Origin of the sequence: Undibacterium sp. 5I2 (genome assembly GCF_035019605.1) — a bacterium.
GTDB lineage: Bacteria > Pseudomonadota > Gammaproteobacteria > Burkholderiales > Burkholderiaceae_D > Undibacterium.
The window spans coordinates 44413-60045 of sequence record NZ_JASJVS010000026.1 but is presented as its reverse complement, the minus strand read 5'-3'; the positions used below and the strand labels follow the sequence as shown (position 1 = coordinate 60045).

Here is a 15633-nt window from a genome sequence, read left to right as displayed (position 1 = left end):
ACGAAGGTTAACAGCATGCCGTAACGTTTACAACCACTAAATAAAAATGCCGTTCAGTCTTAACTGAACGGCATTACTGCATCGCGCCGGCTTTTTTGTTTACCCGGCAGCGTCTTGCTGCTGCCGACAAACAATGCTCAATGGTAAACCGTGACCGGCTCAGAAACTGCCGGTGGAGCGATCATTTGCCCATTATTGTTATTGTTCTGATACGAAGCGCGATTCGCACCGCGCGGCACGCCGAACTGCACCATCAACTCACCATAGGCGGCATCAGCCAAACTGCGCGACGTTTCTTGTATCACTTTGCCGCGGTTGAATGTGACATGATCACCGGCACGACTGATGATCTTGGTATCGACGCCGGCACCGCTGGCGCTGAAAGCCGCTTTGATTTCAAAGGTCTTGGTATTGATCAAATTAAAATCCGCTACCAGATCGAGCGATAAGCTGGCTGTCATGGAATTTCCGTATTGCAACTGGTTAGTTTCCTGACGGAACTGGATACTGCTGACCGTACCGAACAACACATAATCGGCACCCGGATACATACCCTGTTTGATGCGACCGATGATGTCGTAAATTTTTTCCATAGGTTTGCCGACATACGGACGCACTTCCGTAATGCGCACACCGCCACCTTTGAGCATGGCACCTTTGAGGTCGGCCGTATAGTTTTTCAACTCACCGCGATCGATGTAGGTGTAAGTGCCTTCGGCTTCATAATAGCTGCTCTCGCTTTTAGCATTGATATTACCGCGTTGAGAGTAACTGCGGTCGGTTTCGCGCTCGCTGTAACTGCCTTTGACACTGCTCTTACTAGTGGCCGCAACCACATGAAAATACTCGCTGACCTTCTCTTCGTAGGTCAAATCGGTGACGGCAATTTTTGGCTCAGCAGCATAAGCGCTGAAGGCGCCGGCCGAGCACAACAGCGCGGCCATGACTTGTTTAATATGAAACATCATGCTTCCTTTACTTAGGGCAGAGGCAAGTGGACACCGGTTGCGGTGCCCACAGGACATTATTTTTTGGAAGTTTTGCGAATTTCTTTTTCTTCTTGCCACTCGATGGAGCCATCTTCGATGTCATAGAGTTTGAGCGTCATTTTGTAAAACACGTCCTTGGTCGTGGCATTTTGCTTAACGATGGAAACGATTTCGCCTTCGAGGGAATACTTAGCCGCCGCCATATTGCCAATTTTGGCCTTACCTTGGGCTTTGTAGAGTCCGCTTTGATTTTGGCGCTGCAATTCATCGACGCCTTGCTGCATTTCATCGGCACTGCGCGTCATTTTGACTTTGCGGCTTTTTACCAAGGCGGTCTGTATGGTATTCATAATCGATTTGGTATCGATGTATTCGCTGGTTTTATTGCGCACCCCAGCCAGAGTCAGGCTAGGACGACCGCTGAGCACTGGATCTTCGAGCAAGGAACCGACCATTTTTTCTGCGATCATCTGCAAATCGGTGGAACCGAATTCGTTGGTGACGGTTTCGACGGCCTTATTATCACCATAGCTGACTTGACGAGCCAGGCTGACAGTCGGTTGTGACAAACGGGTTTGACAAGCCGACAGGGCAGCCGCCAGCAGCGCCAGCAGACACAGAGATTTTGAAACAGAAACAAAACGGGACATACACACTCCTTAGTTCTTAAAAATAATCAACACTCGCCAGCTCAGCGTGGCTCAGCACTCATTTCGATTTTGAAGTCGACCGCTTGCGGGCCGTAAGCGGTGGCCTTGACCAGTTGGGATTGTTTACCCAAGATCATCAACGGTTTCCACACTTCTCCGTCGCCGACTTGCATGCCAGCCGGATCGGTCCAGCGAAAGCGATAATAAATCCGCACATCTTTGACCGTGGTATTGAACATCTCGGCTTGTACGACCAAGACTTCATTGCGTTTCTGTGAACGTAAGTCGGTCACTTGTACGCCTTCGAGCGTACCGCGCACGATCAACTTGGCAGCGATGCCAGGCGAGACGGCATTCGGCACTTCATCTGCTGCCAGCGCCGGAGCGATACTGCAGGCGAGACCGAGCGTGATGGCTGCCGCGAAGAGTTTGGAATTCATGAGTACTCGTCCTTATCAATAGAATCAGTTGGATTGGCTGCTGACGACAGCAGCAGCCACCGGCTTGCTGCTTTTGGCGACAGGTTTTTTCGTCAGCGGTTTAGATACTGGCTCAGCGGCAATTTGTGCAGCAGGTGTCACAGTGCCAAATTTTGCTTGGTCGCCCAGATAGGTTTGCGTCGGATACAGGCGTACCGGCACCACCATATAGCGACCGTCGACAGTCACTTTGGTCGTGTCACCGGAGCGGCCGGAGAAATTGATGTTGTAATCGCCCGGAGCTAAAAAGGCGCGGGCAATGAACACCCGTTCCGGCAAACTGCGCCACATACGGTCGTCGGCCGGGCTTTCGGTGGCAGCTACGGCAATATTGGCAGCCAAACCAGCCAAGGGACCCAGATGCTTATTCACCTGATCTTGCGCCACCGCTTTGGTGACCGCGCGAATCGCCGCACGGGTTTGAATGCCCGGCAATTCATCTTTCAAGGCCCGACGTGCCATGACATTGAAATCGGCCACCATCGCCGTCGGCAAAATCTGGCTGCCGACCGCAAACGAATTGATGACTGGCGCATCTTTGTCAGGATAGATAACTGGGAAAGCAAACGATACCGTGATCAAGCCGCGCCCGGTCGGTACCGGGAAGGCGATCTTTTTCGACAGCCGCGCCGGAGAATTACCGGCTTCGATGACAAACAGCACATCGGTCATGCCTTTCTTGCGGCGAAAACTGGTGCGTTGATCCAAACCTTTCAAGCCATCTTCCAACACCGGCAATTCCGGACGCAATTCTATCGCCTTGCGATAGCCCGGTGCGGCCAAGCCTGGTTCGTTCAAGGCTTCATAGACGAATCCGGCAAGATAATGGCCCAAGGCGTTTTGGTAACCGTTTTTGAGTTGCAGCACGGCTGGGTCATTCAGGGTTTCCACTGGGTAGCCGCTTAATTCCTTGCTACCAGTTTTTACACCTTTGCTTTTTGCATCGTCTTCCGCTTCCAGCGTTTCTTTCGAGCGGAATTCGGCAATCACCGCTTCGCGTTCGTGCGTGCGTTTGATATCGACACGGGCGGTATCGAGGTCGCCGAGATTGATGCGATCCATCGCCATTCTGATCGTCAACATGACTTTTTCGTAATCCTGACCTTCATAATCGCGACTGGCATCACCCATGAACAAAGCGCCGATCTGTCCCATCAGCTTTTGCGGATTCGATTTGGCCGTCTCTTCCCAAGCCTTGACACTGACATCGGCCACACCGAAGGCATCCAAACTCTCTTGGTAGCGCTTACCGACGCGCATGAGCTCGCCTTTTTCCAAGTTCAGCAGCAAATCTTTTTCATTCTTGCCTTGGGTCTGTTGCTCCACCTGCTTAATCGCATCATCGATATTGCCGGTTTTGACTACGCTCAGGGAGCTGGCGACTTTACTGTCATGTGTTGGCGCAGTGGCGCAACCACTCAAGATCAAAGCAAGGGCCAGCGGGGTCAGCGAAAAAGCATGCAAGCGCATAGGGAGCGATCAAAAAAGTAAGAAAAAAGGTCTACCCAGCATGCGCACAGGCATAGCCGAATGAGTTTGAGAGCATTTTATTGCTTTGAAGATGGTGATTATATGAAAGTTATGCTTTTTTGTCACTTTACCGGATGGAAATTAATGCCAATCTGAATCACAAAACCACACTTTTTAAGCTTGCTGCCTCAAGGGCTATTTCCTTCTTGCAACCAAAGCTCAAACTGCCACATAAAGTCTGCCAGATAATTGCGATATGGCCCCTGCAATCCATGATCAGCCTGCGGGAAACCTCGTATTACCAAGCGCTGCGATCCGGCCGAGGCAAATAATTGTTGTAATTTATCCAAAGAATGCGGCGGGATCAAACTGTCCGCCTCGCCGACGCCGAGCAAGATCGGCAAATTACTTTCCAGCAAGCCCTGACTCTGCGGCAAATTGAGTATTTCATCCCAGTAAAGCCAGCTGCGACCATGAATCAAGAGCTGCGTCGGGTCGGCCGGACGCAGCGCCAGTGCGGCTTGTAATTGCTGCCAACCGCGCGCCATATGCGGATACTCAGCCGCCAGCGCACGATAGACGGTGCCGGCATTCATCCCACTATGTGAGAGCAAAACCAAATGCGTTGTTTGCGGCAAGGCCGCCGCCAACAAAGGCAGCAATTCCGCCCCTTCAGAAATACCGAACAACACCACGCGCTGTGGTGCGCCACCCAGCTCTGCCAAGCGCGCACGAATGAAGGCCAACTGGTCGGCCCGCCATTGCGATAGATGGTCGGCACGAACAAACTCGGCGCTGCAGCGTTGGCCGTCGGACAATGCGGCAATAAAGCGTTTTTGTAATACGAAAATACGGCTGCGCCCGGATTCGCCCTCGAATCCGGTGAAATACGCGGGCAAAATACTTCCCATGCTGCGACAACCAGCGCCGGCGACGACAAACATCACATTCACCAGTGCCGCCTCAGTATCCTCGGCCGCCGCCAAATGTTTATCAAAAACATAATACAGCGCACTCCCCCCATCCTCGAATTGCATGCGCTGTGGCACCAATTCAAACGCCATCAAGAGCGGCATCACCGACATCAGACCAATAAAAACGAGTAAGCGTAAGCCGGGCACAGGGTTTCCTTGTTATTGCCGATAACGAAAATTTTCGTCGCACTTTTCCCTTCTAACCCCACAGCGCGCGCCTGTCAAGACTGGCGCATCGGCGGAAATTGGGTATCATCTGCGCCTTGATTGCTTTTTATTGTCTGGATTTATGCTGCCATCGATTGAACAAAGACTCGCCGTAGAACTCGCTGCCAAGCCAGTTCAGGTTGCCGCCGCCGTAGCCCTGCTCGACGAAGGTGCGACCGTGCCGTTTATTGCGCGTTACCGCAAGGAAGTCACCGGCGGGCTCGACGACATCCAGTTGCGCCTGCTCGAAGAGCGGCTGCGCTACTTGCGCGAGCTCGAAGACCGACGGGCAGCCATCATTTCATCGATAGAAGAACAAGGAAAAATGACGCCGGTGTTGCTCGATGCGATCGTGCATGCCGAAGATAAAACCCGTCTCGAAGATCTGTACCTGCCGTACAAATTGAAACGTCGCACCAAAGCACAGATCGCCACCGAAGCCGGCTTACTGCCCTTGGCCGTAGCCCTGCTCGACAACCCTCTGCTGCATCCTGAGACCGAAGCGGCAGCGTATTTGAAAGCGCCGTTTACCACCGATCAGGGCGATAACCCCGGCGTCGTTGACGTTAAAGCCGCGCTCGATGGTGCCCGTCAAATTTTGATGGAACGCTTCGCCGAAGATGCCACCCTGCTGCAGGCTTTACGTGAATACATCAACGACCATGGCGTGGTCGAATCGAAAGTCGTGCCTGGTAAAGAAGAAGCCGGCGAAAAATTCGCCGATTACTTCGACTACACCGAAAACCTCGTGACGATTCCCTCGCACCGTGCGCTGGCCTTGTTCCGCGGCCGGCGTGAAGAAATGCTCAGCGTTACCCTGCGGCTCGACAGCGAAGTGGAAAAACCGAAATGGGATGCGCCGCTCAATCCTTGCGAGAGTCGCATCGCCGCTCGTTTCGGCGTCAGCCAAAAAGACCGTCCGGCCGATAAATGGCTGGCCGACACCGTACGCTGGGCTTGGCGCGTCAAAGTGTTCATGCACTTGGAAACCGAACTGATGGGGAAATTGCGCGAGCAAGCAGAGATTGAAGCCATCAATGTTTTCGCGCGCAATCTGAAAGCGCTGCTGCTGGCCGCTCCGGCCGGACCACGTGCCACCATGGGTCTCGATCCTGGTCTGCGCACCGGCGTCAAAGTCGCCATCGTCGATGCCACCGGCAAGGTGCTCGACTATGCCACGATTTATCCGCATCAGCCACGCAACGATTGGGATGGCGCGCTGCAAACGCTGGCAGTTCTTGCCGCAAAGCATAATGTCTCGCTGATTTCCATCGGGAATGGCACGGGCTCGCGCGAAACCGATAAGCTGGCGCAAGATCTGATCAAACTCAAACCGGATTTGAAACTGACTAAAATCGTGGTATCTGAAGCCGGTGCCTCGGTGTATTCGGCTTCCGAATTCGCCTCCAAAGAATTGCCTGATCTCGATGTCTCGATACGCGGTGCGGTCTCGATTGCCCGCCGCTTGCAAGATCCTTTGGCCGAACTGGTCAAGATCGATCCGAAATCGATCGGGGTGGGCCAATACCAGCATGATGTCAGCCAAAGTCAGCTGGCGCGCTCGCTCGATGCCGTGGTCGAAGATTGCGTCAATGCCGTCGGGGTTGATGTCAACACCGCTTCGGCACCGTTGCTGGCGCGCGTATCGGGTTTATCCAGCAGTGTGGCACAAAGCATAGTCAATTTCCGTGACGCCAAAGGTATGTTTACTTCGCGTGCCGACTTGCGTGCCGTGCCACGCCTTGGCGACAAAACCTTCGAGCAAGCCGCCGGTTTTTTACGGGTTATGAACGGCAGCAATCCGCTTGATGCCTCGGCAGTACACCCGGAATCTTACCCTCTGGTAGAAAAAATTCTGGCTGATTTAAAAAAAGAAATCAAGTCGCTGATCGGTGATGCTGGGCTGTTGAAATCGCTCAACCCTGTCAAGTATGCCGACGAGAAATTCGGTATTCCAACCATCAGCGATATTCTTGCTGAATTGGAAAAACCGGGCCGTGATCCGCGTCCTGAATTTACTACGGCCACCTTTAAAGATGGCGTCGAGCAAATCAAAGATTTGCTGCCAGACATGATCTTGGAAGGCGTCGTCACCAACGTGGCCGCCTTTGGTGCTTTTGTCGATATTGGCGTTCATCAAGATGGCTTGGTACACATTTCGGCACTCTCGCATACCTTCGTCAAAGATCCGCACAGCGTGGTCAAAGCTGGTCAAGTTGTCAAAGTCAAGGTACTCGAAGTCGATGTAAAACGGCAACGTATCGCCTTGACCATGCGTCTGACTGATTCTGCCCCACAAGCAGGCAGCAAGCCGGAACAACGCGCCGATCGCAATGACACCAAACGCTTGCAACAACACCGCTCGCAAGCTCCGGCAGCTGCGCCTTCAGGCAACGCCATGGCGGCGGCGTTTGCCAAACTGCGCAGCTGATTCAATTCTGCAGACGAACACGGAGGCCTAAGGGCCTCCGTTTTTTTTGTCCAAAACAAGCAAGCAGTCGCCTGTGTGCCAGATTGAAACAGTCACCGCGAGGCTGTTGAATTCGGCAACAAAACGTGTTTACTAGACTTGCCGTAAGCAAGGCGAACTTACCGACAATTCGATGCAACCAGAACTAAACAAGCGTAGCGATTTTGCTGGCATGCCGATTGCTAAATATATTTTGAGTGGCAGGCTGTCCCTGCCCTCATACGACAGCAGAGAAAAAACTCAATCGACAGGACACCACACATCATGAACATGGCCGACATCAGCAAATTAGGTATCAGCAACCCCTATCGCCAACGTTACGATAATTTCATCGATGGAAAATTCAGCGCGCCTGTCAACGGCGTGTATTTTAAAAACAGTAGTCCGATTTTCGGAAAAACCTTTTGCGAAGTGGCACGCTCTTGCAACGCCGATATCGAACTCGCGCTCAATGCCGCCCATGCCGCTGCACCGCTCTGGGCCGCCAGCTCAGCGAGCCAACGGGCGCAATTGCTGATTCAGATAGCCGAACGCATGGAAAGCAATTTGGCCTTGCTGGCGATGGCAGAAACGCTGGACAGTGGCAGCCCGATTTACGACACCACGGCGGCCGACATTCCGCTGGCAATTGACCATTGTCGTTACACCGCCAATTGCATCGCCGCACACGCACAAACCCCGAGTGCATTGGCCAGGCACGTGCTGGCCTACCATATCGAGCGACTGCCGGGCGTCACTGCCCATATTTTACCGGCCACTTTTCCCATGCTGGCAGCAATCTGCAAGCTAGTCCCGGCACTGGCCGCCGGTCATACCATTGTACTCAAGCCGGCCGAACAAACGCCGGCATCGATCATGGTACTGATGGAATTGATCGCCGATTTATTGCCGCCGGGAGTGGTCAATATCGTCAATGGTTTTGCCCATGAAGCCGGCAAACATCTGGCCGCCAGTAAGCGACTCAGCCCTGTTATTGTCACCGGAGAAACCGGCACCGGCCTGCTGATTTTGCAATATATCGAGCAAGCCTCGCCCTTGAAGCAGCGACTCAGCTCGGCACGCTGAGCATTCATTCGCGTCGCTTACGATAGATCGTGTTACGCGATATGCCGAGCGAACGCGCGGTGGCGGAGACATTGCCAGCGTGCGAAGCCAGGCTGCTTTGAATCACACTCACGGCGATCTGATCCATGGTGCCGGCGGCCGGTGCCGCCGCGCCTGGCGCGGCGATGCCGGCGTCTTCGAGGAAATCGTCGGGCAAGTGCTCAAAACGGATTTCGCGCTCGCCACCGGTCATGAGCATCGCCGTTTTCAGCAAGGTACTTAATTGGCGGAAATTACCGGGCCAAGTATGTCGCAAGAACAAGTCGAAGACTTCATCGGCCAGCCGGTAACCCAGCCCCAATTCCGCACTCTGCAACAAGCGATCGATAATCACGGCGAGATCGCTGCGTTCACGCAAGGGTGGCAATTTGACGACTAAACCATTGAGGCGATAATACAAGTCATCACGAAAGCTGGCCTTGGCTATCATCTCGCGCAATGGGCGGTTGGTGGCGCAAATCAGGGCTATGTCGATGGCAATCGCACGATCGCTGCCCAAGGGGGTAATCATTCTTTCCTGCAAAACCCGCAACAAGCGCGCCTGCAAATTCAAAGGCATGTCGCCGATTTCATCGAGAAACAAGGTGCCGCCATCGGCCTGTAAAATTTTGCCGATCTGGCCTTTTTTGCGCGCGCCGGTAAACGCCCCCTCTTCGTAACCGAACAATTCTGATTCGATCAAGGACTCCGGAATCGAAGCACAATTGAGTGCCACAAAAGCTTGCGTCTGGCGCGGTGAATCTTGGTGTATTGCGCGCGCCATCCATTCCTTACCGGTACCGGTCTCGCCGGTCAGCAGGATGGAAATACCACGTCCTATCACCTTGCGTAATTTCTCTATCGACAGCGCGATATGCGTATCGCCGGTATTGAGCCAAGCCAAATTATGCACCGGCCTTGTGGCCGCTGACTGGCGTATCAAATCGGCACGGTCGCTACGCGTATTTTGCAGCGTCAGTTGAAATGGTGATTTTGCCAAATGTAAGTTAGACCAGCGCGCCGCCACCTTCAAACCATTGGGCAGAGTCAGTTGCAACATGCCCGGGCCTACCGAGCGATCGCTGACGGCAGAAATTGGCAAGCCGAACAAGGAACTGAAACTATGTGTCCGTAAAGCGGCCAAGGACAAACCGATTTGAGCTATGCCACTGCGATTGGCCGAAAGAAATTGTCCCTCAGGATTAAAACAGGCCACACCTTCCATCAGCGTTCCAAGGAATGCAGGCCGGCTGTGAAAATGCAATTTGACGGTTTGTTGAAATGTTTCATTGAACAGATGGTTTTCTATCATCTGTGCCGACATGCGTACCAGCGCCAGCGTATGTTGATGAAAAAACTCGCGCTCCCCGGTGACATCCAAGACCCCGATCAATTTTCCATAGGGGTCGAAAATAGGTGCGGCAGAACAGGATAGACGGTGGTTAGCATACAAATAATGCTCATCACCATGCACGCTGGTCGGGCGCAAGCCAGCGATGGCCGTGCCGATCGCATTCGTGCCTTGGCTTTGCTCCGACCACGCGACACCGGGATGGAAGCCAAGGCGGTCGGCGCTGGAAAGAAACGCGTCCTGGCCCAGCGAGTGCAAAATACGTGCGCGCATGTCAGTCAACACCACCATATGACGTGTCGTGGCGATTTGCTCGTAAAGTACTTCCATCATAGGCAAAGCGTGGCTGCTCAATTGACGATTTTGCTCCAGCAAGTCGGCCAAATCGCTCTTGCCGAGCAGTTCGTAGTCGGGCCGTGCGCTTCTTTGTACGCCGTAGGCGGCGGAACGACCATGAGCTTGCGCAATCAGCCCCTGATCGGCACCCACCACTAAACCGGCAGGCGCACCGACACACGCTTGCGACACAGCTACGCTGAGGGCGTCTGTGTTGTTTGCCATATCGTGCATTGCTCTCTCCGAGACAATTTGTTACCTGTAAGGTCGACCAAATGTTAAATAATGTAACATTGTTTTGAATTTTGAGCACGACATCATTTAAACCGTATTGGATGCGATCAATTTCGCCGCAATTGACTGCACGCGTGTCTTGAGCGCACTCATGACAAAAATCTGGGATAATGCCAACATTCGTTTTATAAGGAACCCATCATGAGCGACGTACAAAGCTGGATTAAAGAAACCGTAGACCAAAACGCAGTGGTCTTATTTATGAAGGGAACTGCCCAGTTTCCACAATGTGGCTTTTCCGGCCGTGCCGTACAATTGCTGAAAACTTGCGGCGTGCAAAATCTGGTGACCATCAATGTCTTGGAAGACCCGGAAGTACGTCAAGGCATCAAGGATTTTTCCAACTGGCCAACGGTACCGCAGTTGTATGTCAAGGGTGAATTCGTCGGTGGATCAGACATCATGAATGAAATGTTTGATAACGGCGAACTGCAAACCTTGCTCAAAGATTAAGCCAATGAGCACCGCCCCACTGCGTCTGATCGTCGCCATCACTGGTGCCACTGGCGCTGTCTATGGGGTCAGGCTGCTCGAAGTGCTGCGCGACTTGCCCGGGGTAGAAAGCCACTTGCTGATTTCAGAAGCGGCGCTGCTGACGGTGCATCAGGAACTGGACCTCAAACGCAAAGATGTCGAAGCGCTCGCCGATGTGGTACACCATGTGCGCGATATCGGTGCCAGCATCGCCAGCGGCTCGTTTCTGTCGGATGGCATGGTGATTGCACCGTGTTCGATGAAAACCTTAGCCGCCATCGCCCATGGTTTATCCGATAATCTGATCACGCGTGCCGCCGATGTGGTGCTCAAAGAGCGCCGCCGTCTGGTGTTGATGGTGCGCGAAACGCCGTTCAACTTGGCCCATCTGCGCAATATGACTGCCGTCACCGAAATGGGTGGCATCATTTTCCCGCCGCTGCCGGGCTTCTATCACCGGCCGCAATCGATCGCTGAAATGGTCGACCATACCGTCGGCCGGGTACTCGATATGTTCGCCATTACGCACGAACTGACGCCACGTTGGCACGGTCTGAAAGCCGACAGTCAATCAAACTGACTGACTGAGACAAGCGAGCGCATCGAAGCTACCGGCACGTCCGGCACCACTGAACCAGTCGGGCGTATAGGCGCTCGCCGGCAGGGGATGACCGAATAAATAGCCCTGCATCGCCGGGCATCCCATCTCACGTAGAACAGCGGCCTGCTCGCGGATTTCTATACCTTCAGCCGTCACCAACAAATCAAGACTCTTGGCCATGCCCATGATGGTCCCGACCAAACCGACATCACGGGAAGAACCGGGCAAAGCTGACACGAACGAGCGATCGATCTTGATGCGCGAAATTGCCAAGTGACGCAGCAAAGCAATCGAGGAATAGCCGGTGCCGAAATCATCAATCGCCACGCTCACGCCGAGCTTGCGCATGGCATCGACGATTTTGCGACTACGATGAAAATCCTGTAAGGTCGATTCAGTAATCTCGATTTCCAGACACGCCGCCGGCACACTATGACGCAGCAAGGCAGCCTCTATCAAGGCCTGCAAACCCTCGTTCTGAAACTGCCGCGGTGAGACATTGACGGCCATAAACAAGGGCTGTACCAGATGCGTATTCCAGCGCTGCAATTGTGCCAAGGCTTGGTCCAACACCCAAGCACCGATCGCTTCGATCAAACCGCTTTCTTCGGCAATCTGTATGAACTGATCTGGACCAATCAAACCGGCTACCGGATGATGCCAGCGCAATAAAGCTTCAAAACCGATCAGACGCGCAGTCGATGTCTCGATCACCGGTTGATAATACAATTCGAATTCCTCATATTCCAAGGCACGATGCAGACTTTGCTCGATATTAAGCCGGGTACGGACATTCTCAGTGAGGTCATTGGAGTAATAGCAAATGCGCCCTTTGCCACGCCGCTTGGCTTCATACATCGCGCTGTCGGCGGCGCTGAGCAATTCACCCAAGGTGTTCCCATCACCGGGAAATTTCGCCACGCCGATGCTGGCACCGATTTTGAACTGTAATTCTTCAATCTGTTGCGGCTCAAGCAGTGTTTTCAATATTTTTTCGGCAACCATATCGGCCTCCGCTGCCTGTCCCAAATCGGTGATCAATACCACGAACTCATCGCCACCGAGGCGTATCGCTTCATCATTGCGGCGAATCTGGCCGACGATACGTTTGGCCGCTTCCTGGATCAGACGATCGCCGACATGGTGGCCCATGGTGTCATTGATCGCCTTGAAACCATCAAGGTCGATGAACAATACCGCCAGCCAACTACCACTCTGACGCGCACGCTCGAGTTCCAATGCCAGCCGTTGATCGAGTAAATAGCGATTACCCAGACCGGTCAACGGATCATGATAAGCCAAGTGCACAAGCTGGCGCTCGGCTTCACGGATGGAACTGATATCGGAAATCGAATGAACGAACTGGGCATCATGACCGCTCTCGTTGCGGACCACACAAATATGCTGCAGCGTTGGCAAAATCCGCCCATCGCGGCACAGGCACGGCGCCTCGCCAGACCAATATCCGCTTTCGCCGCCAGCGATATCGGCATAGGCCGGGTCGCTGTCGCGCCGCACAATGAGAAAATCCGTCGGCGACCGACCTTCAATATCGGCCGCCGCATAGCCGGTCATCTTGAAAAATGCCGGATTGGCCGTGATGATGCGAGCCTGTACATCGAGTATCATCATCCCCTCGACCGCGGTATCGAACACCACACTGGCGCGTCGTAAACTTTCCTCCATGGTTTTACGCGCAGTGATGTCACGGATCGCACCGATGACCAAGCGCGGTGCTGCTGGTTCGAGCAGCAATTTGCCATATATTTCCAGCCAAGCGTACTGGCCGCTGCTGCGGCGGGCGCGAAATTCTGTGCTGAACAAGCCCGAATCAGAAAAATGCGCTTCAACGATAGACCTGTCATCAGGGTGAATACATGCCAACATCGCTTGCAAATCGGTTTGAAACGGCCGTAGCGCCATTCCCCAAATTCGATGAAAACGCTCATCGCCGCTGAATTCATTGAGCCGACTTTCCCATTCCCAGCAGCCAAGTTCAGCTGCATCCAGCGCCAGGGCCAGCCGCTGCTGCGATTTCGCCAACAAAGCTTCGGTATCGTGGCGCACCCGCGCGACCTGAATAACGGCTGACAATTCCTTGCTCTCGAACGGTTTGAGCACATAGCCGAACGGCTTACAGAGGGTGGCGCGATCAACGGTTTTATCGTCGGCGTAGGCCGTCAAAAAAATCACCGGCAATTTCCAGCGGCGATAAATTTCATTGCATGCATCAATGCCGTCCAAGTGCCCGGCAATATGTATATCCATGAGCACCAAACTCGGCATCAACGCGCTGACCGCAGCGATGGCTTCATCAAAATTCGTGCTGATATCAACGACTTCATGACCCAGCTCAAGCAAGCTCTGCTGCAAATCAAGTGCGACTACCGGTTCATCTTCGACAATCAGAATTTTTTCAATTTGCATCATGCCTCTCCGCTTGATTCATATTGAGCACAACGCTGATGCATGCGCCGTGCGCGCTGCTTTCGGTAATTAATTCGCCTTGCAACTGATGCACGAACATAGGAATCAGCTGACTGCCGAGACCGGAGTGTGCGCCCCATTGGAAACCGTCTGGCAGACCGCGACCGTTATCGGCCACGGCAATGCGCAACTGCTGCCCGGTATGGGTCAGTGTAATCGAGACCACGCCGTCTTGGCCGACATCAAAGGCATGTTTGATCGCATTGAGAACCAATTCATTGACCACCAAACCGCACGGTATCATGCGTTGCACATCGAGTGCCAAAGGGCTGGGATGTGCATGCAAACGCAGCTTGACCGAGTGCTTGTCAGCGCTGTACAAAGTCGCCGACAAATTGAGTAGTTTTTTCAGGAATTCATACAGGTTAATTTCCGACATATTATGTGATTCATACAATAACTGATGAATCAGCGCCATGGCTTTGATGCGTCCCTGACTTTCTGCCAGGACGCGAGCGACCTCGGGCGCAACCTTACGTGCCTGCAGATTCAGCAGACTCGAAACGATTTGCAAATTATTTTTCACTCGGTGATGCACTTCATGCAGCAAGGCGGTTTTTTCCGACAATGCTTGCTCGAGCATGTCGCGCTGGGCTTTTTGCTGTGAAATATCGCGTGCCAGCTTACACGCACCAATGACGCTGCCGGCTCGGTCACGCAATGGCGAAATCGTCACAGCCACATGCACAATTCGGCCTGATTGATGGATACGTTCGGTTTCGAATGCGGCGATTTTTTCGCCGCGTGCAATTTTATCAAGCAGCTCTTTTTCTTCATGCAACCGTGCTGGCGGAAAAAACTGCGTCATCGGCTGCCCTATCGCTTCTTGCGCCGTATAACCGAGCAAATTCTCCGCCGCCGGATTCCAACTCGTGACGATACCATCGAGAGATTTGGTGATAATGGCATCGTCGGACGACTCGATCACCGAGCGTAACTGCTCTTCCGAGCGGTGCAAAGCCGCTTCCGCAGCATGGCGTTGGCTGATGTCTATGCCGGATGGAATCAGGTGAGTGATGCGCCCTTGCCCATCACGCAAAGGCGAAAGCATGAAATCGATCCACGCCAGCGCTTCACCACGCAGTCGAATCTGCACATCGCAACGGACCGACTGCCCTTGCGTGCAGCGCGTGATCGCCGCTTGCAAATTGGCTTGCGAAGCGGGCGAAAACGACCACCAATGACAATCCCAGAATTTTTTCCCGATCACATCGCTCAAAGCAATGCCGGCGGCCTCAAGCGGTGCGCGATTCGCATTGACCAAGGTGCCGTCGAGTTCGAGCACGCCGACGAAAGCGAACAGATTATCTAACACACTGAGCAAGCGCTGCTGACTCTCTTGCTGTATCTGCTCTTGAAAATCGTCGACAGTCGCGTCTTGAATCAAGCCAAGCACGCCTTTGCGCTTGCCATCCGCACTGTTCCAAGGATAATACGAGGCCAGACGGTGCGCAGCGACATCATGCTCATCGGCCGCTGCGGCGCGAATAGTCTGGCGCAGCAGCGGCGTATCGGTAGCGAGCACAAACCGTAACTTGGCCTCAATCTGATCGGCGATCAGCGGCAAATAGTCCCGCACATGGTGACCGATTTGCTGATCTTTCGGGCAATGATTCAACTCGGCATGGCGGTCGTTGATATAGCGCAGATGCAGGTCTGGGCCAATCACGGCTATACCGATGGGCAATACATCCATCAGCATGGAAAACAGTTGCTCAATCTCGTTCGACTGCAGGTCATGCATACGTTACCTCACGGAAAACATTAC

12 protein-coding genes are annotated in these 15633 nt (G+C 53.4%); 4 read left to right on the top strand and 8 right to left on the bottom strand.

The features are described from left to right. Positions 1–137 precede the first annotated feature (137 nt). From QN359_RS11050 to QN359_RS11030, 5 genes are all read right to left on the bottom strand, one after another. Positions 138–965: a hypothetical protein gene (locus QN359_RS11050; protein WP_322250635.1), complete on the bottom strand. Its 828-nt coding sequence runs from the start codon at positions 963–965 to the stop codon at positions 138–140. 59 nt (positions 966–1024) lie between these two features. Then, positions 1025–1639: a penicillin-binding protein activator LpoB gene (lpoB, locus tag QN359_RS11045; RefSeq protein WP_322250634.1), complete on the bottom strand. Its 615-nt coding sequence runs from the start codon at positions 1637–1639 to the stop codon at positions 1025–1027. 41 nt (positions 1640–1680) lie between these two features. Continuing rightward, a complete protein-coding gene (locus QN359_RS11040; RefSeq protein ID WP_322250633.1) occupies positions 1681–2079 on the bottom strand; it encodes a YcfL family protein in 399 nt (132 codons plus the stop codon). Between the two features lie 24 nt (positions 2080–2103). Then, positions 2104–3588: a hypothetical protein gene (locus tag QN359_RS11035; protein WP_322250632.1), complete on the bottom strand. Its 1485-nt coding sequence runs from the start codon at positions 3586–3588 to the stop codon at positions 2104–2106. 188 nt (positions 3589–3776) lie between these two features. Then, positions 3777–4709, bottom strand: coding sequence for an acyl-CoA thioester hydrolase/BAAT C-terminal domain-containing protein (locus QN359_RS11030; protein ID WP_322250631.1), 933 nt, complete (start codon positions 4707–4709; stop codon positions 3777–3779). A 142-nt stretch (positions 4710–4851) separates the two neighbouring features. On the opposite strand from QN359_RS11030, the gene QN359_RS11025 reads away from it, so the two are divergent. Then, the gene (locus QN359_RS11025) at positions 4852–7200 is read left to right on the top strand and encodes a Tex family protein (protein ID WP_322250630.1); all 2349 of its coding nucleotides are present in this window, start codon (positions 4852–4854) and stop codon (positions 7198–7200) included. 309 nt (positions 7201–7509) lie between these two features. Next, a complete protein-coding gene (locus tag QN359_RS11020) occupies positions 7510–8304 on the top strand; it encodes an aldehyde dehydrogenase family protein (protein ID WP_322250629.1) in 795 nt (264 codons plus the stop codon). A gap of 4 nt (positions 8305–8308) precedes the next feature. On the opposite strand, the gene QN359_RS11015 is transcribed toward QN359_RS11020, so the two are convergent. Continuing rightward, on the bottom strand, positions 8309–10234 hold the full coding sequence (locus QN359_RS11015) for a sigma-54-dependent Fis family transcriptional regulator (RefSeq protein ID WP_323503146.1): 1926 nt from the start codon (positions 10232–10234) through the stop codon (positions 8309–8311). 210 nt (positions 10235–10444) lie between these two features. On the opposite strand from QN359_RS11015, the gene grxD reads away from it, so the two are divergent. Together grxD and QN359_RS11005 are read left to right on the top strand one after the other, a co-directional pair. Beyond that, a complete protein-coding gene (gene grxD / locus QN359_RS11010; RefSeq protein ID WP_322250627.1) occupies positions 10445–10756 on the top strand; it encodes a Grx4 family monothiol glutaredoxin in 312 nt (103 codons plus the stop codon). 4 nt (positions 10757–10760) lie between these two features. Further along, on the top strand, positions 10761–11357 hold the full coding sequence (locus QN359_RS11005) for a UbiX family flavin prenyltransferase (RefSeq protein ID WP_322250626.1): 597 nt from the start codon (positions 10761–10763) through the stop codon (positions 11355–11357). Here the strand turns inward: QN359_RS11005 and QN359_RS11000 are convergent. Together QN359_RS11000 and QN359_RS10995 are read right to left on the bottom strand one after the other, a co-directional pair. Further along, a complete protein-coding gene (locus QN359_RS11000) occupies positions 11349–13805 on the bottom strand; it encodes an EAL domain-containing protein (RefSeq protein ID WP_322250625.1) in 2457 nt (818 codons plus the stop codon). The two genes, QN359_RS11005 and QN359_RS11000, sit on opposite strands and share 9 nt — an antisense overlap. After that, positions 13795–15609: a PAS domain-containing protein gene (locus QN359_RS10995; RefSeq protein WP_322250624.1), complete on the bottom strand. Its 1815-nt coding sequence runs from the start codon at positions 15607–15609 to the stop codon at positions 13795–13797. The genes QN359_RS11000 and QN359_RS10995 overlap by 11 nt, the downstream gene beginning before the upstream one ends. Positions 15610–15633: the final 24 nt, after the last annotated feature.